We start from the raw sequence: 23,746 nt of genomic DNA on the forward strand, positions 1-23,746 counted from the left end.
TCAGCACCTTAGAGAATCGTTCTCTTTGAGCTAAGGCGAGGCAACGCCGTACTGGTTTAAAGTTAATCCACTATAAAACGGCAATTTTGTGCAAGAACGAATAGCAAGCAATAAAAAGGTCGTCTGAAAATTTTCAGACGACCTTTTTTCATTTCATCAACAGCTTAGTTGAATCAATCCAGCTTTTTAAAGTGGCGGCGGCGTTCCAGTTCGCTCAGGTAACGTTTACGCAGGCGAATGGATTGCGGCGTGATTTCAACGAGTTCGTCATCGTCGATAAACTCGACCGCACCTTCCAGCGTCAGCTTGATCGGCGTGGTCAGGCGTACGGCTTCGTCGGTGCCGCTGGCGCGGATGTTGGTGAGTTTTTTACCTTTGAGCGGGTTGACCACCAAATCGTTGTCGCGGCTGTGGATACCGATAATCATGCCTTCGTAGATTTTGTCGTTGGGCGACACGAACATACGGCCGCGGTCTTCCAAGTTCCACAAGGCATAAGCGACGGCTTCGCCTTGCTCTTGGGACACCAGTACGCCGTTGTGGCGGCCGGGCATATCCGGTTTTACGGGCGCGTAGTCGTCGAATACGTGGCTCATCAGGCCGACGCCGCGCGTAAGGGTCATGAATTCGCCTTGGAAACCGATCAAGCCGCGTGCGGGAATATGGTATTCGAGGCGGGTACGGCCATTGCCGTCGCTTTCCATATTGGTCAGTTCGCCACGGCGGCGGCCGAGTTCTTCCATTACCGCGCCTTGGTTGTCGTCGGGCACGTCCACGGTCAGGTTTTCATAAGGTTCGCATTTTTGACCGTCAATGTCGCGGTAAACGACGCGCGGTTTGCCGACTGCCAGTTCATAGCCTTCGCGGCGCATGTTTTCCAGCAAAATCGTCAGGTGCAGTTCGCCGCGCCCGGATACGCGGAACACGTCGGCATCAGCGGTATCTTCCACGCGCAGGGCGACGTTGGTCAGCAATTCTTTTTGCAGGCGGTCGCGGATTTGGCGGCTGGTCACGAATTTGCCTTCGGTACCCGCCAGCGGGCTGGTGTTTACCATAAAGTCCATCGTCAGCGTCGGTTCATCCACGCTCAACATCGGCAAACCTTTAGGGTTGTCTTTGTCGGTGATGGTCACACCGATACCGATGTCTTCGATACCGGAAATAATCACAATGTCGCCGGCTTCGGCTTCTTCAAGCGGCACGCGTTCCAAACCTTTGAAACCCAAAAGCTGGTTGATGCGGCCTTGGGCGATATGTTGATCGTGGTTCATCACGGCAACGACTTGACCGGGTTTGATACGGCCATTCAGGATGCGGCCGATGCCGAGACGGCCGGTGTAGTTGTCGTAGTCGAGCTGGGAGATTTGCAGTTGCAGCGTTTCGTCCGCGCTGCCGCTTGGTGCGGGCGTGTGTTTTAAGATGGTGTCGAACAGCGGACGCATGTCGTTGCTCTCGTCGGTTTCCTCCAGTTTGGCGAAACCGGACAGGCCGGAAGCGTAGACAATCGGGAAGTCCAACTGCTCGTCGGTTGCGCCCAAGTTGTCGAAGAGTTCAAAAGTTTGGTCGATGACCCAGCTCGGACGGGCGGACGGTTTGTCGATTTTATTGATGACGACGATCGGTTTCAGTCCCAAAGCCAAGGCTTTTTTGGTAACGAAACGGGTTTGCGGCATCGGGCCTTCCTGCGCATCTACCAACAATACGACGCAGTCCACCATACCCAAAACGCGCTCTACTTCGCCGCCGAAGTCGGCGTGTCCCGGAGTGTCGACGATGTTGATGTGGTAGCCTTCGTAATCGATGGCGGTGTTTTTGGCGAGGATGGTAATGCCGCGTTCTTTTTCAAGGTCGTTGCTGTCCATCACGCGCTCGTCAACCTGCTGGTTGGCGCGGAATGTACCGGATTGGCGCAGCAGTTGGTCAACTAATGTGGTTTTGCCGTGGTCGACGTGGGCGATGATGGCGATGTTGCGAATTTGTTTCATGGTGATATGTATTTCAAATGATTTTTATCAAAAAGTAACTCGCAATTATATCACGGTTCATCTTATCGGACGGTGGGGGAGTAGATTAAATTTGAATCGGTACGGCGTTTGTTCCGGTTCAACCGTCATTCACTAATGCGTACTGCAGCACAGTTTGACGATATAGTGGATTAACTTTAAACCAGTACGGCGTTGCCTCGCCTTGCCGTACTATCTGTACTGTCTGCGGCTTCGTCGCCTTGTCCTGATTTAAATTTAATCCACTATAAAAGCATTTGAGAATAATTAATAATAAAATTTGATTGGATTTTGTAATTTATTTGCTTTTGTTTATGGTTAAAGAGTGTAAATGTTTTTGAATGTTGAAATGGATTCTTAATACCAATGGCAACAAATATCTATATAAAACAAGATATTGAATTTTCAGACGACCTTTTAAGGCTTCTGTTTCTTTTGATAATTGTTTGTATTTTAAATAGAAAATTTGTCAAGCGTCAGGCTTTTTCATACAATTCAGTCATCAAAAAACAACACGCAATGTTTTTTACAGACACTTTACAATTTCAAAGAAAGAGAAAGAATTATGCAAGGCAATCAAGCTGTTATCGATTATATGAACGAACTGTTGTCCGGCGAGCTGGCTGCACGCGATCAATACTTCATCCACTCACGCCTGTACTCCGAATGGGGCTACACCAAACTGTTCGAGCGTCTGAACCATGAGATGGAAGAAGAAACCACTCACGCCGAAGACTTCATCCGCCGTATCCTGATGCTGGGCGGTACCCCTAAAATGACCCGTGCCGAACTGAACATCGGGACCGACGTGGTTTCCTGCCTGAAAGCGGACTTGAACACCGAATACGAAGTACGCGATGCGTTGAAAAAAGGCATCAAACTGTGCGAAGAAGCACAAGACTACGTTACCCGTGATTTGATGATTGCCCAGTTGAAAGACACTGAAGAAGATCACGCGCACTGGCTGGAACAACAACTGCGCCTGATCGAACTCGTCGGCGAAGGCAACTACTACCAAAGCCAAATGTAATTAAGCGTATATAAGGAGCTGAAAATGAAAGGCGATCGCTTAGTTATCCGCGAATTGAACAAAAACTTGGGCTTGCTTTTGGTTACCATCAACCAATATTTCCTGCATGCCCGCATTTTGAAAAACTGGGGCTTTGAGGAATTGGGCGAACATTTCTTCAAACAATCCATCCGCGAAATGAAATCCGCAGACGATTTAATCGAGCGTATTTTGTTCTTGGAAGGTCTGCCTAATCTGCAAGAATTGGGCAAACTGCTTATCGGCGAATCAACCGAGGAAATCTTGACCTGCGATTTGACAAAAGAACAGGAAAAACACGATGCCCTCGTCGCTGCCATCGCCATCGCGGAACAACAGCAAGACTATGTCAGCCGTGATTTGTTGGAAAAACAAAAAGACATCAACGAAGAACACATCGACTGGCTCGAAACCCAGCAGGAGCTGATCGGCAAAATCGGTTTGCCGAACTACCTGCAAACAGCGGCGCAAGAGGACTAAAACACAAACCACTGCCAAATATAGCAGTCCCTGCACCCATAAACGGCATATCTTTTCGGATATGCCGTTTTTCTTTTAAGTTTTTTGAGTAAAAGGACCGGTTTTCCTGCCTTGTTAATGGCTGAATATGGAGCGTATATGGGTTTAAAACAAAATAAAATCATATGAATATTAATAAGTTATAAATATTTTTGTATTATTTCCCTTGCTGCTCTTGAAATATTTAGAATTTTTGTTTTAAACTGCACACGTTACCTATTCCATTATTTATGTATTCTGTCATGCAAACAGCGCATCATTCATCTGCTTTCTTCTATTGGTACCACACAAACGTGCGGTACTTTTTTGCGCTTGTCTGAAACAGATTAGAGATAGGATACGCAAATCAGAGCCGCCTCAGTTTGAGCGGCTTTTTTGTTACCTATACATGGCCGCATCAATTGAAATATGAAATAAAACACAACTGAATCAGGATTACAGCCATGACCCCGTCCATAAACACCCAAACAAAAATGCTTCCTTTACACCGCTGCCAAATGATTGTTGACGGCAACAGCCATCACCACACATCAAATCCCCAAACTTTGCCGGGCAGCGCAGATACGCTGATCAGCGAGGCATTGATTCCGCAAATCCGTATGGTTGCCACTTTGATTGCCGTGGAAAGACACGATTTTGAAGCAGGCAGCCCTGCTGTCTTTACGGAGGAAGCCGACTTTTTTGCCGCGCGTATCTTAGTATTGGGTGTACAACGTTTTCATTTGGATATCACGCTGTTGCCGATGTTGAAAACCGCCAACCAACGCGCCCAAGCTTTTGCCAAACGCCATCATCTTCCATTTACCCCCGCCCAAATGCATATGAGCCTGCATGCCCGTCGCCCTGATAACTTGCTGATTGTAGAAACCGAACATGAAATGGAAAATCATGGCAGCCTGATTGCCAACAGCCTTGCTTTCGCAGCCAAACTTCCCCGTCTGCCTTTGTAAAAAACATTTACGCGCTTGATAAAAATCAAATTTGCACCATATACCACGGCAAGGCGCAGTATATTGATGCGCAGTTTGCCGATAACGCTCGGCTTGGACAATACCACTTCAAAAAAGGATAAAAAAATGAAAAAACTCATTGCCTTAGCCGCACTTTCCTCACTTGCTCTTGCCGCCTGCAAAGACAATACCCAAGCCCAGCTTGAGCAGCAGCAAAAACAAATCGAAGCGCTTCAGCAGCAACTTGCCCAACAACAAGACAATACGATTTACCAACTCACGCCGGAAGGTGTGAAAGATACCATTCCTGCCGAAGCACAAGCCAACGGCAACAATGGTCAGCCTGTGACCGGAACAGACGGACAACAATATATTTACGACCAATCCACTGGCAGCTGGCTGCTGCAAAGCTTGGTTGGTACAGCGGCAGGCGCATTCATCGGTAACGCGCTGGCAAACAAATTCACACAAGCACGCAATCAAAACAGCCCGATTGCCCAACGCGCACGCGCCAATTATTATCAAACAGCCCGTCCTAACAGCCGTACCAGCCAGCAACTCAATACCCGCAGCCTGCCTGCACAACAACAAGCGGCGCAACAACAACGTTACCGCCAAACCACCCAGCAGCCGTCCAACCATCGCCGTCCAATGAGTCGCGGTTTTGGCCGTCGCCGCTAAAGCCATCTGGTTTTTTAAAACGGGTTTCCGATTCGGCAAAGAATGGTTATTAGGAAAAGACAACGTATTTGCCGATTAAAACAGATGAAGGTCGTCTGAAAATTCAGACGACCTTTGTTTATCCATAGCCATATAGTGGATTAAATTTAAATCAGGACAAGGCGACGAAGCCGCAGACAGTACAGATAGTACGGCAAGGCGAGGCAACGCCGTACTGGTTTAAAGTTAATCCACTATACAAGATGCCTTCAGCCACTACCCTTTATCAAAAGAAAAGTGGAATGCGGATGCATCTACATTTTCAGACGACCTGAGTTTCAAGTAAAATCTACCTCGTCTGAAACACACTCAATCTCTCAGTAAGGAAAACATCATGAGCAACCATCACAAACTCATCATCCTCGGCTCAGGTCCTGCCGGCTACACTGCCGCCGTCTATGCCGCCCGCGCCAACCTCAAGCCCGTCATCATTACCGGTGTCGAACAGGGCGGACAACTGATGACCACCACCGAAGTCGACAACTGGCCCGCCGATGCCGAAGGCGTACAAGGCCCGGAGCTGATGGCTCGTTTTCAAGCCCACGCCGAACGCTTCGGCACCGAAATGATTTTCGACCAAATCCACACCGTTGATTTGCAAAACCGTCCCTTTACCCTCAAAGGTGACATGGGCGAATACACCTGCGACGCCTTGATCGTTGCCACCGGCGCATCCGCCAAATATCTGGGGCTGCCCAGCGAAGAAACCTTTGCGGGCAAAGGCGTATCCGCCTGCGCGACTTGCGACGGTTTCTTCTATAAACAACAAGACGTCGCCGTCGTCGGCGGCGGCAATACTGCCGTAGAGGAAGCCCTTTACCTCGCCAACATTGCCAACACCGTTACCCTGATCCACCGCCGCGACAGTTTCCGCGCCGAAAAAATCATGGTGGACAAACTCATGCAGCGCGTTGAAGAAGGCAAAATCATCCTCAAGCTCAACAGCAATCTGGACGAAGTCTTGGGCGACGAAGGCGGCGTTACCGGCGCTCGTCTGAAACACAACGACGGCACTACCGAAGACATCGCCGTCAAAGGCGTTTTCATTGCCATCGGCCATAAACCCAACACCGACATTTTCAAAGGTCAGCTCGATATGGACGAAACCGGCTATTTGAAAACCAAAGGCGGTACTGGCGACAACGTCGGCGCGACCAACATCGAAGGCGTATGGGCAGCGGGCGACGTCAAAGACCACACCTACCGCCAAGCCATCACCAGCGCGGCTTCAGGCTGCCAAGCCGCACTTGATGCCGAACGCTGGCTCGACCGCCAAGGCTTGTAAAACATCCGAAACGGTTTTCTAAAGCATAAAGGTCGTCTGAACCTTTCAGACGACCTTTTTCACAATATAAAAACATATTATCCATCCTGCCTTATCCCATTTTATGAGCAAACAGCCCAACAGCGCAGACGCAGTCGAAATCCCGCAAGACCAAACCGTCCCGCGCAGCAATACCGACAACGCTCCACGTTCCGCCATCCACCAAACGCTTTATTCCGCCAATACGTTTGCCCAACACGATTATCTCGCGGGTAAAAAACTGCCCGACATTGCCCGCCCGCAAGCGGGGCAGACCAACTGGCTGCATTTCGTCGGCATAAACGACGCCGCGCTGCTCAAACACGCGCTGGAGCCTTACGGCATCCACGAGCTGGTCATTGAAGACATCCTCAGCCGCAAACAGCGCCCCAAAATCGAAGACTACGACAATTATCTGTTTATCGCCGCGCAGGTCTACCACTACACCGCCGCCGGCAAACTGAATTCCGACCAAGTTTATCTGATTATCGGCAAGGATTTCGTGTTGTCGTTCCAGCAAAAACCGCTGGGGCTGTTCAGCCAGCTGCGCCGCCAAATGAGCGAAAACCCGCGCGGCATCCTCGGTAAAAACACCGCCTTCCTCGCCTATTGCCTGCTCGACCGCATCGTGGACGACTATTTCATCGTCTTGGAAGAGTACAACAACCGCGTCGAAGCCATAGACAAATCCCTGTTTAAAAATGAAAACAGCGACATTCTCGGCAAAATCCACCGCCTCAAGCGCGACGCCGTCCGCCTACGCCGCACGCTTTTGCCCTTGCGCGACGTGTTCTATCAGCTTGCCGTGCGCGGCGATTTTGCCATTTTCAAAGGCGAGTCCACCGTCTATCTGCGCGACGTGTACGACCACAACATGCAGCTTATCGAATCGCTCGACGCCTCGCGCGACATGGTGTTGAGCATGATGGACATCTACCTTTCCTTCCAGTCCAACCGCATGAACCAACAAATGCGCGTCCTGACCGTCATCACCATCATCTTCATGCCGCTGACCGTCATCACCGGCATTTACGGCATGAACTTCGACAATATGCCCGAGCTGCATTGGCATTACGGCTATTTTATGGTTTTGGGTTTGATGTTGTGCATCATCGTCGGGCTGCTGATTTTCTTCTCGCGTAGGAAATGGTTATAAACCCATAAAAAAATCCAATTGCCGTATATTCATAGATTAAATACACTCGTTAAGGTCGTCTGAAACCATTCAAAATACTCGCAGACCGCCCGTTTCAACACAAACATTTATTTCAAAAAGAGGAACATCATGGAACAAGCCCGCCAACTCCCTTCACACGAACTCATCATGTCCGAGCTGATGATGCCGGACACCGCCAATTTCAGCGGCAACGTCCACGGCGGCGAACTTTTGCGCCTGCTCGACCAAGTCGCCTACTCCTGCGCCAGCCGTTACAGCGGCAACTACTGCGTTACCCTGTCTGTCGATAAAGTCTTGTTTAAAGAGCCGATACACGTCGGCGACTTGGTAACTTTTTACTCCAGCGTCAACTACACGGGCAGAACTTCCATGGAAATCGGTATCCGTGTCGAAGCGCAAAACATCCGCACCGGCGAAGTGCGCCATACCAACAGCTGCTACTTCACCATGGTCGCGGTTGAAGACGGCAAACCCGTTCCCGTCCCGCCGCTGGAAATTACTACCGAGCGTCAACGCTGCCGTTACGAAAAAGCTCAAAAACGCAAAGCCTTGAGCCTTCAGACATCGGATGAAACGTCTTGCGGATGCTGAAAACGGACGGATAAAACGGATTACAAGACAAAGGTCGTCTGAAAACCAAGGTTCAGGTTTTCAGACGACCTTTTTATAGTGGATTAACTTTAAACCAGGACGGCGTTACATCTGTACTGTCTGCGGCTTCGTCGCCTTGTCCTGATTTAAATTTAATCCACTATATTTGACGGATAAGGACATTATCGAAACTGCGTTTGTCGAAGCAGTTTCAGACGACCTTCTTCAATAGGGCAAACCCTTACGCTTCTTCTGCTTTGCTGCGGATAATCAGAAGCGGCAGGTGGCTTTGGCGCATAACGGTTTCGGCGAAGCTGCCCATCAGGAGGTGCATCAGGCCGGTGCGGCCGTGTGTGCCGAGTACCAGCAGGTCGGCGCCGTTTTCATCGGCGTAATCGACCAAATCCTGCGCCATTTCGCGCGCGCCTTTGTTGGCGACGAGCAGGTGTTTGACGATGTTTTCCACGCCGTTTTCGCGGGCGGTTTTTTCAGCGAAGTCCAAGACTTCGTTGCCTTGGGCGACGGCGGCGGCCTCGTAGCTTTCGTGTTGCAGGAATTCGGGGGCGAGCGCCATGTATTCGGCGGGGTTGGCGACGTGCACCAAAGTCAGGCGGGCGTTGTTGACGCTTGCCAACTCGGCGGCGTGTTTCAGGGCGTTGAGGGAAGTTTCGCTGCCGTCAACGGCTACAACCAGATGTTTGTACATAGTTCATTCTCCTTTTTGCGCCGCAGGCGGCACTTTGTTGGATGCGGTTGGGAAGGGTCTGATATGAAACGATTATAGACCCTTTCGGGCTGCTGCAACAGTCCGGCTGCTTTCCAGTATAATATGCGCCGGATTCCTCCGCAGCGTTTTGCGTTGATTTTCATTCATTTATTGACATATCACAAGGTTGGGTATGAACGACACTGTTTTTCTTCCTTCGCGCCGTTTCGGCGGTATTGCCAGACTCTACGGAGATGAAGCACTGGTGCGGTTTTCGCGCGCGCACGTCTGCGTGGTCGGCGTGGGCGGGGTAGGCTCTTGGGCGGTGGAGGCTTTGGCGCGGACGGGCATCGGTCGTTTGACCTTGATTGATTTGGACAACGTCGCCGAGTCCAATGTCAACCGCCAGCTTCATGCGCTGACCGACGATTTCGGCAAGGCGAAGGTGATGGCGTTGCGCGAACGCATTGCCCAAATCAATCCGCAATGCGAAGTGGAGGAAATCGAAGATTTTGTGACGGAAGACAATCTGGAAACGCTTTTCAGACGACCTTTCAACTTTGTGATCGACGCGATAGACCAAGTACGCGTCAAGGCGGCGATGGCGGCTTATTTTGTGAAACACAAACAGCCGTTTATTCTCAGCGGCGGCGCGGGCGGACAGAAAAATCCGGCGTTGATTCAAACCGCCGATTTGAGCCGCGTTACCCACGACCCGCTGCTTGCCAACCTGCGCTACACCTTGCGCAAACGCTACGGCTTTAGCCGCGATACCAAAGAAAAAATGCGCGTGCCGTGTGTGTTCTCGACTGAAAACATTACGCCGCCGCAATCGGGCGAAGCGTGTTCGACTGATGCCGCGCCGCAAGGACTGTCCTGCGCGGGCTATGGCGCGAGTATGTTGGTAACGGCTTCGTTTGGGCTGTATTGTGCGCAGGCGGCGGTAGAACATATTGCGGGACGGAAGTGAGATGAATCGATTTTTTAAAGCCTACTTTATCAGTAGCCTGATTTATGCGGTTGTCTTCGGTTTGCTGGTGTACAGTGTCGGTTTGCTGTTTTCAGGATTCGAATGTTTTGATATTGACGCTGACAATGAACAGTATGCAGAGTATTGTTCACGAGCTCATGAAATGTCGGCTTTTGAGAAAGTGTCTTTGAAGTTTTTCTTCTTTCCGTTTTTATCTGTAATGTTATTGTCCCTACTCAATGCCGGCATTATGAAGTGGACCAAACGCTGTACAACTTCGATGACTCTTGCCTTGCCTATTGTCGAATGGTTGATTGTTTGGTTTGTTTTTTTATTGTGGGAGTGGAGTAGTCTGGATAGTAGTTGGACGGCAATAACGGGACTTCTTTTTTTCGGATTGCCTGTTTATGGCATGGCAGCAGTTCAAGCCCTGAGTGTGTTGGTCTCTTCTGCAAATGCCAATCAGAAAATTTGATGTGGGTTTAAGCCTTTTGAAATTTATTTTTTCAGACGACCTTTTTTGCCTATGAACCGATTTTTTAAAGCCTATTTTATCGCCAGCCTGATTTATGCGGTGTGGTTCGGCGTGTTGATGTATGCCGTCGATCCGATGTTTGGCGCAATGGGATGCGACATGCAGTCGGGCGATTATTTGTGTTTTCAGGACGGCTCTCCGCGGCCGTTTACCAATTTCCTTTATCCTTTCCTGTCCGTTCCGATATTCAGCTTTTTGCACGCTGCCATCATGAAGTGGCGCAAACGCTGCTCGGTCGGGATGATTTGGTTTTTGGTCGGCTGCGAGTGGCTGCTATTGTTGGCTTGGATAATCGCAATGCTTGCGCGCGATGGCTTTGTGTTTTCCCGCGATGCCGTTACTGTGCTGATCGGTTCGTTTTTCGCCGTTTTGCCGCTGCTGGGCATGGCGTTGGCTCAAACGCTTGCCATTGCCATCGCTTCTTTGAAAAGCCAACGCAAAAAAGGCTGATTTTTGTTTTGCCGCACTCGTTTTGGCGAACCCCGCTGTGTTTTCAGACGACCCCGTTATTGATTAACCACCCATCGAACCTAATAAGAAAAAGCTCCTCTAATCATGCCTTCAGAACACCTTATCTCTCCCGCTGCGGCAACGTCGTCTGAACACACAGTCGCGTGGGTATTCGGTCAGCCCGTTACCGATTTGCCGCAGGATTTGTTTATTCCGCCCGATGCTTTGAAGGTTGTCCTAAGCAGCTTCCAAGGGCCTTTGGATTTGCTGCTTTACCTGATCCGCAAACAGAATATCGACGTTCTCGATATTCCGATGGTGAAGATTACCGAGCAATATCTGCACTATATCGCCCAAATGGAAGCGTATCATTTTGATTTGGCGGCGGAATATCTTTTGATGGCGGCGATGCTGATTGAAATCAAATCGCGCCTGCTCTTGCCGCGTCCCGAAGAGGTCGAGGATGAAGAGGCGGATCCGCGTGCCGAGCTGGTGCGCCGCCTTTTGGCTTACGAACAGATGAAGCTGGCGGCGCAGGGTTTGGATGCGTTGCCGCGCGCGGGAAGGGATTTTGCTTGGGCGTATCTGCCGTTGGAAATCGCGGTCGAGGCGAAGCTGCCGGAGGTGTATGTCGCCGATTTGACGCAGGCGTGGTTGGGCATTTTGTCGCGGGCGAAACATACGCGCAGCCATGAAGTGATTCAGGAAACAATTTCCGTGCGCGCGCAGATGACGGCGGTTTTACGTCGTCTGAACGAGAGCGGGATATGCAAATTCAGCGATTTGTTCAAACCGGAGCAGGGCGCGGCGTATGTGGTCGTCAATTTCATCGCGCTCTTGGAGCTTGCCAAAGAAGGCTTGGTCCGCATCGTCCAGCCGGACAGCTACGGCGAAATCGAAATCAGCCTGAAACAGGAAAATTTAGAACACTCGGAAGCAGAAGAGGGTGTTTCAGACGACCCCTCCGCCGATGTTGAAGACGAAACAGCATGATGATTTCACGCTTGGCAAACCCATACTCATTTCCATCAACTGCCCTTTATATAGTGGATTAAATTTAAATCAGGACAAGGCGACGAAGCCGCAGACAGTACAGATAGTATGGCAAGGCAAGGCAACGCCGTACTGGTTTAAAGTTAATCCAATATAAACAAACAGGTACGAATTTATGAACAGAGTTTCCCCGCTCAACCGTAAAGCCTCGCTGTGGGCGGTCGGTTTGATGTTGTTCGCTTTGTTTTTCGGTGCGGGCAATCTGATTTTCCCTGCTTATCTCGGACAACAGGCGGGGGAAAGCTGGTTCTCTGCGATGACAGGTTTCCTGTTGACCGGAGCGGGTCTGCCGCTGTTGGGCGTGATTGCCATCGGCTATTCCGGTTCGCGCGATGTGCAGGCGCTGGCATCCAGGGTTGCCCCTTGGTACGGCGTGGCGTTTGCCGTCGCACTGTATTTGTCCATCGGGCCTTTGTTTGCCATGCCGCGTACGGCGACGGTGTCGTTTGAGATTGCCGTTGCGCCGTTTTTGAATGAAAGCCAAAAAACAGTCGGGTTGGCGGCGTTCAGCGTGGCGTTTTTCGGCGTGGCGTATTGGCTGTCGATGTCGCCGGGCAAACTGGTGGACCGCATCGGTAAAATTCTGACGCCCGTATTGCTTTTGACGATTGCCGTTTTGGTCGGCTACGCCGCGTTGAATCCGATGGGCGTTCCCGCAGCGGCACAAGGCGATTTTACCCTTCGTCCGTTCATAAAAGGCATTTTGGAAGGCTACAGCACAATGGACGCACTCGCTTCGCTGGTGTTCTCCATTATCGTCATTGACGCCGTGCGTGCGATGGGCGTGGACAACCGCTCCGAGCTGCTGCGGACGACTGCCGTTTCAGGCATCGTCGCCGCATCTTGTCTGGCTTTGGTGTACCTCTTTATCGGCTATATGGGCGCGACCAGCGTGGCAGGCTTGGGACTTCAGGAAAACGGCACGGAAGTGTTGTCGAAAACCGCGAATTTCTACTTCGGCGTACCCGGCAACACCCTCTTGGGCGTCATCGTCCTGCTCGCCTGCTTAAGTACCGCCGTCGGACTGATTACATCATGTTCCGAATATTTCAACCGCCTGTGTCCCGGCATTTCTTACAAAATGTTCGTCATCATCAATACGGTCGTGTCTATGGCGTTGGCGAACAAAGGCCTGTCCTCCATCCTGACCTTCTCCATTCCGATGCTGATGCTGCTGTACCCGCTGACCATCGTCATCATCCTGCTGGTCTTCCTGCACAAACTGTTCGGCGGCAGCCGCATCGTCTATTTCTGCACTATGATGGCAACGCTGGCAGTCGGCTTGCTCGATGCCTATAAAGCCGCGTTCGGTTTCAGCGAAGAAGTCGCCGCCGACATCAACGGCGCACTGCCGCTTTACAACGTCGGACTGGGTTGGCTGCTGCCCGCAACCGTCGGCTTCGTTTTAGGGTGCATCCTGAACGCCGCGCTCAAGAAAAAACATAAGGCTTAAATCACAAAACGAAGGTCGTCTGAAAGATTTCAGACGACCTCTTTTGTTGTTTTTCCAACTTATTCATACCAAAACGAAAATTTTTACCTAAGCCGGATAATTTGTGTGTTAGTATCCAAACACTAAATTGTTGACAATAAGCCCGATCTCGACTACCGGCTTTGCCGTGTATAGCCGCTTTCGGAGCGGATATAAAAAGTCGGACGGCGATTGCCGACAGAACCAAAAACAAGTCAACCAAAGGAGAAATTATGAACCACGACACATCATATTCCGGCATGCACAAGCCGCCGTCGGACTTTGAAAGCCGTGAAGCGTATTTGGAACATGAGCTGCAAATCATGCAGCCTAAACGCTGGCGGCTCAATCTGCCGTTTCGAGATTACCGCTTCGAACCTGAAGACCTGATTCCTGCGGTGGCGGGAACCATTGGCAAGGTGGTGATGGTCAGCGCAGTAGCGGCGGCGTTTGCCGTGCCGTTGGGTCTGCCCGACACCTTTCTGCCGCAAAACGTCCGTTACGAGCTGCTGATTGCTTCAATCTTTATCATTCTGCTCTCCGGCCTTTTTCTCCCCACTTCCAACTTACCCGGTACGCACGGGCCGTTGATTCCGCTGATTCCCGTCGTCGTTGCCGCAGGCGGGCATCCGCTGGCTTTCGGCTTGTTGATTGGTGTGTTCGGTTTCTTGTTGGGCATTACCAAAGGCGGCAGCCTGATGGCGAAACTGACGAGCAACGGCGTATGCGGCGGGCTGCTGCTGTATCTGGGCTTCGTTGGTACGACCAGTCAGGTCAAGAAACTTTTTGAATGGGCAGGCAGTTTTGACAAAAGCTACATTGCCTTCATCGTGATCATCGGCACCATCCTGCTCTATGCGCTGCTGGAACATTGGCGCAAACGTTGGCTTGCCGTCCCGTTGGGCTGCGTGCTGGCAGGTTTTACCGCGTATCTTTTGGGTGCACCGTTTTCCTTCCAAACCGCTCCAGGCCTGCCGCCTATGAGTCCTGCTTACTGGTGGGGTGAAAATACCGGCTGGATGATGGGTCTGCCGACGATGGACAGCTTTTTGGTCGTGTTCCCCTTTGCCGTACTCGCCGTCGCCATGTGGTCGCCTGATTTCTTAGGGCATCAAGTGTTCCAAAAAATCAGCTATCCCGAGCGATCCGAAAAAGCCTTGATGAACATCGACGACACCATGTTCACCTGTTCCGTCCGCCAAGTCGCAGGCTCGGTACTGGGCGGCGCGAACTTTACCTCTTCATGGGGAACTTACATCGTTCCCGCCTCCATTGCCAAACGTCCGATTCCCGCAGGCGCGATACTGACTGCCTTGTTCTGTATCATTGCATCCGTCTGGGGCTATCCTATGGATTTGGCGATTTGGCAGCCCGTATTGAGCGTTGCGCTGATTGTCGGCGTCTATGTCCCACTTTTGGAAGCAGGCATGGAAATGACGCGCAAGGGAAAAACCACCCAATCCGCCGCCATCGTTGTCTTCTCCTCTGCACTGGTCAATCCCGTTTTCGGCTGGTCGCTGACCATGCTTTTGGATAACTTGGGCTTAATCGGATGTAAAGAACGCAGCGCGGAACTCGGGTTTATGGGTCGCGTCGTCGTACCTACCGTCGGCTTTGTCATCCTCTGCGCAGCAATGGGCGCAGTCGGCATGCTGCCCGGCATTCCCGCCTTCCTCGAGCAGTTTAGAAATCTGCATTAACAAAGCAGCACGAGCGTTTCAGACGACCTTTTTAGAACTATAGTGGATTAAAATTGCAATGATACAGCGTTGCCAACGCCCTTATGTACTACCCGTACACGGCGGGCGTTGCCGCCTTGTCTCATTTTTATTTTAATCCACTATAAAGGTCGTCTGAAAACCTCAAATCTCGGATAAGTCGGATAATCGACATTGGTTTGAAGTTTTAACATAAAAGGTCGTCTGAAAAACTGATTTTCAGACGACCTTTTATATTCAATCCTAGATAAGCCCATGAAGTCGCAGACGGTAATCGATTGACGCGAGAATCGTTTGCTGTATGGTTGGTAGCCGTACTTCGGATGAGGGCTGCTTAATCAGAAACCACAAAATCCACCGTATGCGCTTCGCTGTAATCGGGAATTTCCAGCTTATTGATCATGCGGTGTATCACATCGTTCGGCACGGAATATTCGCGGTTACGGTTTTGCGACAGCAATTGCATGTAAGGCACTTCCAAATAAATCAGGTGTACCCGCGCGCCGTAGTCGGCGAACATAGGCAGCCACTTGCTGCGCAAGTCGCGGTTGAGGTTGGTGGCGTTGAAGACAAATGACGTGCGGGCGCGCAGGTATTCTTTTGCCTGCTCTTTACCCAAGCGCACGGCTTCGGCGGTGTGTTTCGGGTCGGCGGGGTCGAGTTTACGCTCGCGGCGGATGTCGTCCAGCGACAGCATGGGCAGATGGGCGAGGTGCCGCCGGATATAGCTGTCTTTGCCGCTGCCCGCTATGGCGCACATGGCGTATATGTCAAAGGTTCGGTCGTCAAACGGTTGGTAATCGGGCATTTCGCTGCGGCCGTTAAGGTAGAGATAGCGGCCGTAATCGCTGGCAAAATTGCGTGCTTTGCCCCAGCAGCCGTTTTCTTCGCACAACTCGCGGAACAAGTCGATGCGCAGCAGGATATCCTGTTGATCGTTGCAGGTGCGGCCCAGAATGTCGGCTTTGGCAAGCATGGCAAGGTGTGCGGTATTGACCTGCAAAGAAGCGGCAATGGCAGCGCGTTCCGGATTCGGTTTGTCGATTGCCCACAGCGGCAGCCCGTGCAGGCGCACGAGTTTGGCTATTGCTTCACGCACGGCAAACGGCGCGGCAAGTTCGGTGTAAAGCAGGGCGCGGGCAGTATATTCACCTTTTTTGGCATGGTTCGGCGACACAATCCGCTCTTTGCCGTCTTGGATCTCACGTTTAGTGGTGCTGTGTTTTTCTACATCATGCAGCATAGCGGCGGCAAACAAGATATGTTGCTCCTGCTCGCTGAGCGCTTGGAATTCGGGCAGTTGCAGCAGGGCTTCGCATACCATTTTAGTATGGACGAATACATCGCCTTCTGCGTGCCATTCAGGATCCTGCGGCACGTTTTTCATGTCGGCAAACCAGCTGAAACGGCGTTCCAAGGCTTGCCAGTCGGGAAGTTTGCCGGGTGTGTAGTGGGGGAATGTCCACATGGTGGTCTTTCTTATTATTGGATGGTTTGACTTCAGGTCGTCTGAAACTGCCAGCTTTGCCAATGGTATTTATCATAATCGATAAGACGGGCGGGCTTCCAAGTTTTTGTCCAATGCACATCGGTTTTAACGTGTTTGGCGCGAACAAGTTTAAAGAGGTTGTCAAACTCGTTGGACTGTACGGGCAGGTTGCCGTTGTTGGTGGCAAAATCAGCGGCATTGCGGATGACGAAGCCTTCGCTGCATGCTTCGCCTGTTTTCGGGTCGTAGCCGCCGAGTTTGCCTGCGGTTTGCACGCTGTCTGTCCATGTTGCACCTAAATTGGCGAGCAGCCATTGCGCCAAAGCGGTGTTTTCGTCGGCGTATTTTTGGGTGAAGTCGGCAAGCGGCTGCACGATGGGAAGTTCGGGGACGGTGGGGAAGTCAAACAGCTGGGCATAGAATTTGACTTCTTCCCACGACAGCCAATGTCCGCCGCGACGGACGGCAAACAGGTAAAAATAGCTTTCCAACTGCGAATAGGCGATGGAGTGGATGCCGTACATGTTTTCGCCGAAAAGTTCGAGGTCGCCCAAGTCGTCTTTGATGTGCTGCCAGCGTTGCAGCAGCGGTTTGTCCCACGGATGTTGGGTGGGGGCGGAATGGCTGCGGGCATAAAGACCGTGGGCGGCGAAGCAGTTGTTTTGCCCGTCCAGCTTTTCGGTCAATACCAATTGCGGCAGGGAGGCGAAATGCGTGAGGTAGCCGCGAGGCATAAAGCGGTCGTCTGAAGTCGTGCCCAAGCTGATGGGTGCGTGCAGGCTGCGGGCGTATTTCTGTGGTTCGGTATTGGCTATCATGATTTGTCCTTGAAATTTATTTTTTGAGTTTTCTGATGGTTGCTGCGGCTGATTATATAGTGGATTAACAAAAATCAGGACAAGGCGACGAAGCCGCAGACAGTACAGATAGTACGGAACCGATTCACTTGGTGCTTCAGCACCTTAGAGAATCGTTCTCTTTGAGCTAACGCGAGGCAACGCCGTACTGGTTTAAAGTTAATCCACTATATTTTTTCTACTGTATCGCTTTGTTTAGACACCAAAAGCTGGTCGATTTTCAGATTTTCGGTGTCGATGATTTCAAATTTATAGCCCGCGTAAACCAAAAAATCGGTGCGTTTCGGGATTTTGCGCAGGGAATACATCATAAAGCCGGCGATGGTTTCGTAGTTTTCCGAATGGGGAAATTCCTCAATGTCCAGCGCGCGCATGACGTCGGCGAGCGGGGTCGCGCCGTCCACCAGCCAAGTGTCTTCGGTGCGGCGGATGATTTGCGGCTCTTCTTCGGTATTGACCAGCTCGCCCATGACGATGCTCATCACGTCTTTCAGCGTCACCACGCCGACCACCAACGCGTATTCGTTCACCACCACGGCAAAGTCTTCGCCGGAAGTTTTGAAGGTTTCCAATACATCGTAAAGCGACAGCGTGTCGGGGATGAACAAGGCTTTGCGCAACACGCGCTTGTCGGTCAGGCGCACGTCTTTTTCTTTTAAAAACAAGGTCAATAGCGTGTGCGATTCGATGTAGCCGATGACGCGCTCCAAATCGCCGTCGCACACCAAGAATTTGTTGTGCGGTTTTTCCGACATGATTGCCAACACGGTATCGCTGTCGTCGTTTTTATCGAAATAGGCGATGTATTCGCGCGTGCTCATGGTGGAAGTTACCGTGCGCGCCTGCATGTCGAAGATATTTTCAATCAGGTAGTGTTCCTGCTCTTTCAACACACCCGCCTGCGCGCCCGCATCGACGACGGCGTAAATGTCTTCCGAAGTCAGCTGCTCTTGGCGGACGGTGGAAATTTTGAAGAGTTTGAATATCGCGTTCGCCATTCCGTCGAAAATCCAGACGACGGGTTTCAGGATAAAAATCAGGAACATCATTGGACGTACGATGCGCAACGCCACCGCTTCGGGATGGGTCATCGCCATGCGCTTGGGCATCAGGTCGGCAATCAAGATGAAGCTGCCCGTTACCAGCGCGAACGTCAGCAGAGACGCGGCGGTACTGCCCCAACTGCCCGCATTTGCCAACAAACCGCCGAAATAAGGGCGCACCGCCGCTTCGCCGACGATACCGGCGAGAATGGCGACGGCGTTCAAACCGATTTGGACGACGGTGATGAAGCTGCCCGGTTGCTGCTGCATATTAAGTACGTCCAGCGCGCGCGTGTCGCCGCCGTCTTTCGCCATCACTTGCAATTTGATTTTGCGCGCCGAGGCAAGCGCGAGTTCGGAACAGGAAACGAATGCGCTGATGACAATCAGCAGGCACAATAATAATAAGGCTTCGAGAATATTCATGAAAAATGGTGTGTGTGGCAAACAGAAGACATTTTAGCATTAAAGGTCGTCTGAAAAATTCAGACGACCTTTTTAGATTGGGCGGCAGATTGTCTTTCGCCTTCAAACCTATGAAGAGTTTTGCAAAGATCGGCCTTTGCTTCAACTGAATTCAAAACTTTCTATATTGACTTTATATTTTGCATTTCACGTTTTTTACCGGTTTCATTTTAAACCGACGGCCCAATTCACATATTGCAATCAAATTTTCTTCTTTCGTCTGTTTAAATCCAATTAAATCTTCCCTCTTCCCTGCTAATAAAATTCAAATTCAGCCCCGCTTTATCTTTTCAGCCATATTCATCATATGCGTTTGAGTTATCTCCTAAATTTTATTTTTCAATAAATAAAATTCATTATTAAAATATTTGTAAAGTTTAATAATATGTTATAAAGTAACGGACTTCGTTTCTGAGGTAACTATTATGAATCCGAATTTCAAATTAAACCTACTGACATTATCTTTACTGGCTATAACAAGTATCGCACACGCAGAAGACGAGGTTTCAACTCAAGAGCTTGATGAAATTCAAGTCAAAGGCAAATACATTGCCAAAGAGAAAAAAGTTTTTACCGAAGGCCAAGCCAAAAGTTCGCGTGAACGCGTTTATCAATCCAGCGAAAACATCGACGCCATCGTGCGGAGTATGCCCGGTGTTTTCACCCAACAAGACAAGGGATCGGGGGTATTGGCGGTCAATATCCGTGGCGATAGCGGTTTGGGTCGCGTCAATACGATGGTTGACGGCGTAACCCAAACCTTCTATTCCACTTCTGCCGATGCTGGACGCAGCGGCAGCTCTTCGCAATTCGGGACAGCACTGGATCCTAATTTTATTGCCGGTGTGGATGTAACCAAAGGCAGTTTCTCGGGCGCCAACGGCATCAATACCTTATCCGGTACAGCCAATTTCCGTACTTTACGGGTAGACGATGTGGTACACGGAAACCATACCTTTGGGCTTTTAACCAAAGGATTGACCGGCACAAACAGCACCAAAAGCAATTTTATGGCAACCGGAGCAGTACAAAAATGGTTTGAAAGCGGTGCACGCCTTGGCGCGTTATATGGCTACAGCCACCGTAATGTCGAGCAAAACTATAAAGTAGGCGGCGGCGGTCAGCGTATCGGCAATTTTGGCGAAGAATATTTGGACCGTAAAAAACAAGAATATTTTGAAAGCAACTTATTGAAATTCGACCAAGGGCAAAATCGTTGGGTTCGCGACTTTTCCAAACGCAACGCAGTCGGTAAAAGCTATTGGGACTACCCTTTCTCCAAAAAATATAACGATCCTGAGGTTTTGCAAAGAGATTATGTCGATGATTTGGAAAGAAGCTGGAAAGAGAATTTGGCACCGCAATGGGATCTGACACCTATCGACCCTACCAGCCTGCAACAACGCTCAAACAGTCATTTGGTCAAAGTGGAATACGAAAACGACAACAACAAGCTGGATCTTCAGCTTCGTACCATGAACAACCGTATCGGCAGCCGTAAAGTAGAAAATCGCAGCTACCAAGCCAATTACAATTTAAACATTGGCGATTATGTCGATTTAAACGTATTGGCCGCCCATAATCTGGGAAAACAAAAATATCCGAAAAACTCACGTTTTTCAGGATGGGGGCTGCTCGATTATTTGGAAACCAAAAACACAGCCAACCTTTTGGATATCAACAACCGCTTCTCTTTCAACCTTCCCAACAAAACAGATTTAAAAGCCACCGTCGGTTTCAATTTCTTTAAAAACCAATACAGTAAAAACCGCTTTCCGGAAGAGCTGAGCCTGTTTTACGACGGTCCCGATCAAGATGCCGGCCTGTACAGCTTTTTAGGCCGCTTCAAAGGCGACAAAGGAATATTTCCTCAAAAATCAACCATATTACAACCTTCAGGCCAGCAAAAATTCAATACGTTCTATTTTGATACTTCCTTGAAAAAAGGCATTTATCAACTGAATTACAGCACCAATATAGTCAACTACCGCTACAAAGGCGAATATACCGACTACTTCAATACCCAAGAAGACTTTAAAAAAGCATTTGGAGAAGATTCTGAAATTTATAAACAGCATTGCACGCCAAGCTGCGACCTTTACGAACCGGTTTATACCAAATCCGGTAAAAAGCATGCGGTAAACCATTCGGTGGCATTAAACATCAATGTCAACGACTACTTTATGCCGTTTATCAGCTATTCGCGTACGCATAGAATGCCAAATATTCAAGAAATGTATTTTTCACAAATCGGCGACTCGGGCGTCAATACCGCCCTTAAGCCGGAACAGGCCAATACTTACCAAATAGGCTTCAATACCTTCAAAAAAGGGATTTTCAAGCCGGATGATGTATTGGGTTTCAAACTGGTCGCCTATCGCAGCAGGATAAACAACTATATTCACAATGTTTATGGCAAATGGTGGGATTTGGATAAAGCACCCAGCTGGGTAACCAGTACCGGCTTGCAATACTCTATCCAGCATCGAAACTATGCCAAACCTGTCCATAAAAATGGTTTGGAAGTGGAAATGAACTATGATTTCGGCCGCTTTTTTTCAACCCTGTCTTACGCATATCAAAAAACCAACCAGCCGACCAATTATAGCGATGCCAGCGAATCGCCCCGTAATTCTTCTAAAGAAGACCAAATCAAACAAGGTTACGGCTTAAGCAAAATTTCCCGCTTGCCCCGAGATTACGGGCGGTTTGAATTGGGTTCCCGCTGGTTGGGCAACAAATTGACCATCGGCGGCATTATGCGCTATTACGGCAAAAGTACACGGGCGACGACTGAGGAAGAATTTGTTGACGGTACAACCGGTGCCAACACCTACTCTTCACACCAAATGGGCAGAAGGGCTATCAAAAAAACAGAAGGCATCAACAGACAACCGCTGATTTTTGATTTCTATGCCAATTACGAACCGAAGAAAAACCTTATCCTTCGTTTCGACATTCAAAATGCGTTCAATAAGCGCTATATCGATCCTTTGGATGCCGCAAACGATGCCGCAACTCAGCGCTATTTCAGCGTATTTGAAAGAAAAGGCGGTTTAGATGACGAAGAAGTCGAATGTGATGCCAACGGTTTATGCAATGGCAAATATGGCGGCACGACACGCTCCGTTCTGAATAACTATGCGCGTGGCAGGACTTTGCTCTTTACCATCAGTTATAAGTTCTAAACCTAACCGTCAGCATTCTTAATACTGTGCTGACTAAAAAGCCGACAAACATAATGTTTGCCGGCTTTTTTAATATATTCTCAAAGTTCTCAATCTGCGACCTTTGCAAAAATGGTCCGTTACCGAAATTTGACGCATAAAAATGCGCCAAAAAAATTTTCAATTGACTAAACTGATATTGAAAAAAAGTGGAAGAAATCAGGTAGGTTCTTCATTTTGAAAATGGTATTGGGCATAAAATTTTAATAACTCATGTTATTGCAAAGGTCTCCTATGGTTTAACCTTTGGCGGTAAAGCGTTTGTTGATGCGCAGGCGTTCGCCGCGGCCGGCTTTTTTGATTTCCAGCCAGTCGGCGAAGATGGCGTGGATAAGGTGGCGTATGGTTTCAAAGCCGTATTGTTGCGGGTCGGTGCCTTCTGCGGTCAGCTGCTTGGAGACGTCGCTCAAACGCGCCCAGCCTTGTTCGTCGGCGTGGGTGTCGACTGCCTGCTGTACGGCGGGGATAACGCGGGTTACGGGCAGTTTGCTGCTTTTGGCGACGGGTTCGGGTTTGGCTGGTGTTGGTTGCACGCTGTCTGCCGTTGGGCTTGGCGCGGTGTTTTCGCTCTTGGTTTGGTTGGTTTTTTTGCCGCGCGTTTTGCGTTTTTGCGCGGTGTTGGGGTTGTCTGAAACGGTTTCTTCTGCCTGATGGGTTGCCACCGGGTTTTCAGACGACCTCTCTGCCGGTTTGTCGGCGGATTTGCGGCGGCGGACTTGGAGTTGGTTGTTGTCGGTGCGGTGTTCGAAGATGTCGAAGGATTTGATGAGGTCGGAAAGTTTGCCGTAGCCGTACAGCCTTGAGTCGAAATCGGGATTGATTTTGCTGATATAGCTGCCGATGGGGCCGAGGTTTGCCCAGCCGAGGTCGTCGGCGTTTTCGCGTACGGCGCGTTTGAGCAGGGACAGCGCGTCAGGGGCGGCGGCGGGGTTGTTTTTGCCGTTGTTTTTCTCTTTTTCTTGGCGTTGTTTTTCGGGACGGAAGATTTCGGTGTAGATGAATTTGTCGCAGGCTTTGCGGAAGGCTTCGGGCGTTTTCTTCTCGCCAAAACCGTACACGGTCAGCCCGCTTTCGCGCAGGCGGCTTGCCAGGCGGGTGAAGTCGGAATCGCTGGATACGATGCAGAAGCCGTCGAAATTGCCGCTGTACAGTAAGTCCATCGCGTCGATGACCAAAGCCATATCAGTGGCGTTTTTGCCTTTGGTGTAGGCGAATTGTTGGACGGGGATGATGGCGTGGGGCAGGAGGGCGGCTTTCCATTTGGAAAGGCCGTGGCTCCAGTCGCCGTAGATGCGTTTGACGCTGGCGATGCCGTATTTGGCAACTTCTTCGAGCAGGCGGTCGATGATGTCGGCGGGGGCGTTGTCGGCGTCGATGAGGACGGCGAGTTTTTTGTTGGCCAATGTGGTCATGGGGACTCCGTGGTGTTCATGTCAGTCGAGGTCGTCTGA

General features: G+C 50.2%; 20 protein-coding genes. 14 read left to right on the top strand and 6 right to left on the bottom strand.

Translation table 11 applies throughout. The annotated features are described in order from the left end of the window. Window positions 1–173: 173 nt before the first annotated feature. The gene (gene typA, locus ACMYUL_RS11810) at window positions 174–1,985 is read right to left on the bottom strand and encodes a translational GTPase TypA (protein ID WP_415770721.1); all 1,812 of its coding nucleotides are present in this window, start codon (window positions 1,983–1,985) and stop codon (window positions 174–176) included. A gap of 583 nt (window positions 1,986–2,568) precedes the next feature. Here typA and bfr (ACMYUL_RS11815) point away from each other — a divergent pair. From bfr (ACMYUL_RS11815) to ACMYUL_RS11845, 7 genes are all read left to right on the top strand, one after another. Beyond that, on the top strand, window positions 2,569–3,033 hold the full coding sequence (bfr, locus tag ACMYUL_RS11815) for a bacterioferritin (protein WP_070514321.1): 465 nt from the start codon (window positions 2,569–2,571) through the stop codon (window positions 3,031–3,033). Between the two features lie 24 nt (window positions 3,034–3,057). After that, window positions 3,058–3,531, top strand: coding sequence for a bacterioferritin (gene bfr / locus ACMYUL_RS11820; RefSeq protein WP_016687569.1), 474 nt, complete (start codon window positions 3,058–3,060; stop codon window positions 3,529–3,531). Between the two features lie 482 nt (window positions 3,532–4,013). Further along, on the top strand, window positions 4,014–4,520 hold the full coding sequence (locus ACMYUL_RS11825) for a hypothetical protein (protein WP_415770724.1): 507 nt from the start codon (window positions 4,014–4,016) through the stop codon (window positions 4,518–4,520). Window positions 4,521–4,646: 126 nt separating this feature from the next. Next, entirely contained in the window at window positions 4,647–5,201 is a 555-nt protein-coding gene (locus ACMYUL_RS11830) for a hypothetical protein (RefSeq protein WP_070498033.1), read from the top strand. Window positions 5,202–5,574: 373 nt separating this feature from the next. Next, complete coding sequence (trxB, locus tag ACMYUL_RS11835; RefSeq protein WP_045073357.1) at window positions 5,575–6,525, top strand: thioredoxin-disulfide reductase; 951 nt, start codon at window positions 5,575–5,577, stop codon at window positions 6,523–6,525. 103 nt (window positions 6,526–6,628) lie between these two features. Continuing rightward, complete coding sequence (corA, locus tag ACMYUL_RS11840; protein ID WP_415770727.1) at window positions 6,629–7,699, top strand: magnesium/cobalt transporter CorA; 1,071 nt, start codon at window positions 6,629–6,631, stop codon at window positions 7,697–7,699. A gap of 129 nt (window positions 7,700–7,828) precedes the next feature. Beyond that, window positions 7,829–8,311, top strand: coding sequence for an acyl-CoA thioesterase (locus ACMYUL_RS11845; RefSeq protein WP_019270557.1), 483 nt, complete (start codon window positions 7,829–7,831; stop codon window positions 8,309–8,311). Window positions 8,312–8,552: 241 nt separating this feature from the next. On the opposite strand, the gene ACMYUL_RS11850 is transcribed toward ACMYUL_RS11845, so the two are convergent. After that, the gene (locus ACMYUL_RS11850; RefSeq protein WP_003755397.1) at window positions 8,553–9,017 is read right to left on the bottom strand and encodes a universal stress protein; all 465 of its coding nucleotides are present in this window, start codon (window positions 9,015–9,017) and stop codon (window positions 8,553–8,555) included. Between the two features lie 193 nt (window positions 9,018–9,210). Here ACMYUL_RS11850 and ACMYUL_RS11855 point away from each other — a divergent pair, with 193 nt between their 5' ends. The 6 genes from ACMYUL_RS11855 (at window position 9,211) to ACMYUL_RS11880 (ending at window position 15,196) form a co-directional block, all read left to right on the top strand. Then, the gene (locus tag ACMYUL_RS11855) at window positions 9,211–9,987 is read left to right on the top strand and encodes a ThiF family adenylyltransferase (RefSeq protein ID WP_415770730.1); all 777 of its coding nucleotides are present in this window, start codon (window positions 9,211–9,213) and stop codon (window positions 9,985–9,987) included. 1 nt (window position 9,988) lies between these two features. After that, window positions 9,989–10,462, top strand: a complete 474-nt coding sequence (locus ACMYUL_RS11860) for a hypothetical protein (RefSeq protein WP_003763711.1) — start codon at window positions 9,989–9,991, stop codon at window positions 10,460–10,462. A gap of 51 nt (window positions 10,463–10,513) precedes the next feature. After that, the gene (locus ACMYUL_RS11865) at window positions 10,514–10,972 is read left to right on the top strand and encodes a hypothetical protein (RefSeq protein WP_415770732.1); all 459 of its coding nucleotides are present in this window, start codon (window positions 10,514–10,516) and stop codon (window positions 10,970–10,972) included. A 105-nt stretch (window positions 10,973–11,077) separates the two neighbouring features. Next, the gene (locus ACMYUL_RS11870) at window positions 11,078–11,965 is read left to right on the top strand and encodes a segregation and condensation protein A (protein WP_415770734.1); all 888 of its coding nucleotides are present in this window, start codon (window positions 11,078–11,080) and stop codon (window positions 11,963–11,965) included. A 175-nt stretch (window positions 11,966–12,140) separates the two neighbouring features. Continuing rightward, window positions 12,141–13,478: a branched-chain amino acid transport system II carrier protein gene (brnQ, locus tag ACMYUL_RS11875; protein ID WP_415770736.1), complete on the top strand. Its 1,338-nt coding sequence runs from the start codon at window positions 12,141–12,143 to the stop codon at window positions 13,476–13,478. Window positions 13,479–13,729: 251 nt separating this feature from the next. Further along, on the top strand, window positions 13,730–15,196 hold the full coding sequence (locus ACMYUL_RS11880) for a DUF3360 family protein (protein ID WP_342031402.1): 1,467 nt from the start codon (window positions 13,730–13,732) through the stop codon (window positions 15,194–15,196). A 352-nt stretch (window positions 15,197–15,548) separates the two neighbouring features. Here the strand turns inward: ACMYUL_RS11880 and ACMYUL_RS11885 are convergent, their stop codons facing one another. The 3 genes from ACMYUL_RS11885 to ACMYUL_RS11895 all read right to left on the bottom strand — a co-directional run bounded on the left by ACMYUL_RS11885 (window position 15,549) and on the right by ACMYUL_RS11895 (window position 19,029). Beyond that, complete coding sequence (locus ACMYUL_RS11885) at window positions 15,549–16,682, bottom strand: AAA family ATPase (protein ID WP_415770738.1); 1,134 nt, start codon at window positions 16,680–16,682, stop codon at window positions 15,549–15,551. A gap of 32 nt (window positions 16,683–16,714) precedes the next feature. Next, complete coding sequence (locus ACMYUL_RS11890) at window positions 16,715–17,521, bottom strand: RNA ligase family protein (protein ID WP_415770740.1); 807 nt, start codon at window positions 17,519–17,521, stop codon at window positions 16,715–16,717. 206 nt (window positions 17,522–17,727) lie between these two features. Continuing rightward, entirely contained in the window at window positions 17,728–19,029 is a 1,302-nt protein-coding gene (locus tag ACMYUL_RS11895; RefSeq protein ID WP_415770742.1) for a hemolysin family protein, read from the bottom strand. Window positions 19,030–19,493: 464 nt separating this feature from the next. On the opposite strand from ACMYUL_RS11895, the gene ACMYUL_RS11900 reads away from it, so the two are divergent. Next, the gene (locus ACMYUL_RS11900; protein ID WP_415770744.1) at window positions 19,494–22,256 is read left to right on the top strand and encodes a TonB-dependent receptor domain-containing protein; all 2,763 of its coding nucleotides are present in this window, start codon (window positions 19,494–19,496) and stop codon (window positions 22,254–22,256) included. A 278-nt stretch (window positions 22,257–22,534) separates the two neighbouring features. Here ACMYUL_RS11900 and ACMYUL_RS11905 read toward each other — a convergent pair whose 3' ends face one another. Then, window positions 22,535–23,707 (bottom strand): NYN domain-containing protein, encoded by a 1,173-nt coding sequence (locus ACMYUL_RS11905; protein WP_415770746.1) that lies wholly within the window; start codon window positions 23,705–23,707, stop codon window positions 22,535–22,537. Window positions 23,708–23,746: the final 39 nt, after the last annotated feature.

It is taken from the genome of Neisseria sp. CP9, assembly GCF_047758525.1.
GTDB lineage: Bacteria > Pseudomonadota > Gammaproteobacteria > Burkholderiales > Neisseriaceae > Neisseria.

What these genes read in the sequence shown, in the direction of transcription:
- ACMYUL_RS11900 (WP_415770744.1), top strand. Translation starts at nt 19,494, where the DNA reads ATGAATCCGAATTTCAAATTAAACCTACTGACATTATCTTTACTGGCT.
- ACMYUL_RS11850 (WP_003755397.1), bottom strand. Translation starts at nt 9,017, where the DNA reads ATGTACAAACATCTGGTTGTAGCCGTTGACGGCAGCGAAACTTCCCTC.
- ACMYUL_RS11825 (WP_415770724.1), top strand. Translation starts at nt 4,014, where the DNA reads ATGACCCCGTCCATAAACACCCAAACAAAAATGCTTCCTTTACACCGC.
- ACMYUL_RS11870 (WP_415770734.1), top strand. Translation starts at nt 11,078, where the DNA reads ATGCCTTCAGAACACCTTATCTCTCCCGCTGCGGCAACGTCGTCTGAA.
- bfr (WP_070514321.1), top strand. Translation starts at nt 2,569, where the DNA reads ATGCAAGGCAATCAAGCTGTTATCGATTATATGAACGAACTGTTGTCC.
- ACMYUL_RS11865 (WP_415770732.1), top strand. Translation starts at nt 10,514, where the DNA reads ATGAACCGATTTTTTAAAGCCTATTTTATCGCCAGCCTGATTTATGCG.
- corA (WP_415770727.1), top strand. Translation starts at nt 6,629, where the DNA reads ATGAGCAAACAGCCCAACAGCGCAGACGCAGTCGAAATCCCGCAAGAC.
- trxB (WP_045073357.1), top strand. Translation starts at nt 5,575, where the DNA reads ATGAGCAACCATCACAAACTCATCATCCTCGGCTCAGGTCCTGCCGGC.
- ACMYUL_RS11905 (WP_415770746.1), bottom strand. Translation starts at nt 23,707, where the DNA reads ATGACCACATTGGCCAACAAAAAACTCGCCGTCCTCATCGACGCCGAC.
- bfr (WP_016687569.1), top strand. Translation starts at nt 3,058, where the DNA reads ATGAAAGGCGATCGCTTAGTTATCCGCGAATTGAACAAAAACTTGGGC.
- ACMYUL_RS11895 (WP_415770742.1), bottom strand. Translation starts at nt 19,029, where the DNA reads ATGAATATTCTCGAAGCCTTATTATTATTGTGCCTGCTGATTGTCATC.
- ACMYUL_RS11830 (WP_070498033.1), top strand. Translation starts at nt 4,647, where the DNA reads ATGAAAAAACTCATTGCCTTAGCCGCACTTTCCTCACTTGCTCTTGCC.
- ACMYUL_RS11860 (WP_003763711.1), top strand. Translation starts at nt 9,989, where the DNA reads ATGAATCGATTTTTTAAAGCCTACTTTATCAGTAGCCTGATTTATGCG.
- brnQ (WP_415770736.1), top strand. Translation starts at nt 12,141, where the DNA reads ATGAACAGAGTTTCCCCGCTCAACCGTAAAGCCTCGCTGTGGGCGGTC.
- ACMYUL_RS11855 (WP_415770730.1), top strand. Translation starts at nt 9,211, where the DNA reads ATGAACGACACTGTTTTTCTTCCTTCGCGCCGTTTCGGCGGTATTGCC.
- ACMYUL_RS11845 (WP_019270557.1), top strand. Translation starts at nt 7,829, where the DNA reads ATGGAACAAGCCCGCCAACTCCCTTCACACGAACTCATCATGTCCGAG.
- ACMYUL_RS11890 (WP_415770740.1), bottom strand. Translation starts at nt 17,521, where the DNA reads ATGATAGCCAATACCGAACCACAGAAATACGCCCGCAGCCTGCACGCA.
- typA (WP_415770721.1), bottom strand. Translation starts at nt 1,985, where the DNA reads ATGAAACAAATTCGCAACATCGCCATCATCGCCCACGTCGACCACGGC.
- ACMYUL_RS11880 (WP_342031402.1), top strand. Translation starts at nt 13,730, where the DNA reads ATGAACCACGACACATCATATTCCGGCATGCACAAGCCGCCGTCGGAC.
- ACMYUL_RS11885 (WP_415770738.1), bottom strand. Translation starts at nt 16,682, where the DNA reads ATGTGGACATTCCCCCACTACACACCCGGCAAACTTCCCGACTGGCAA.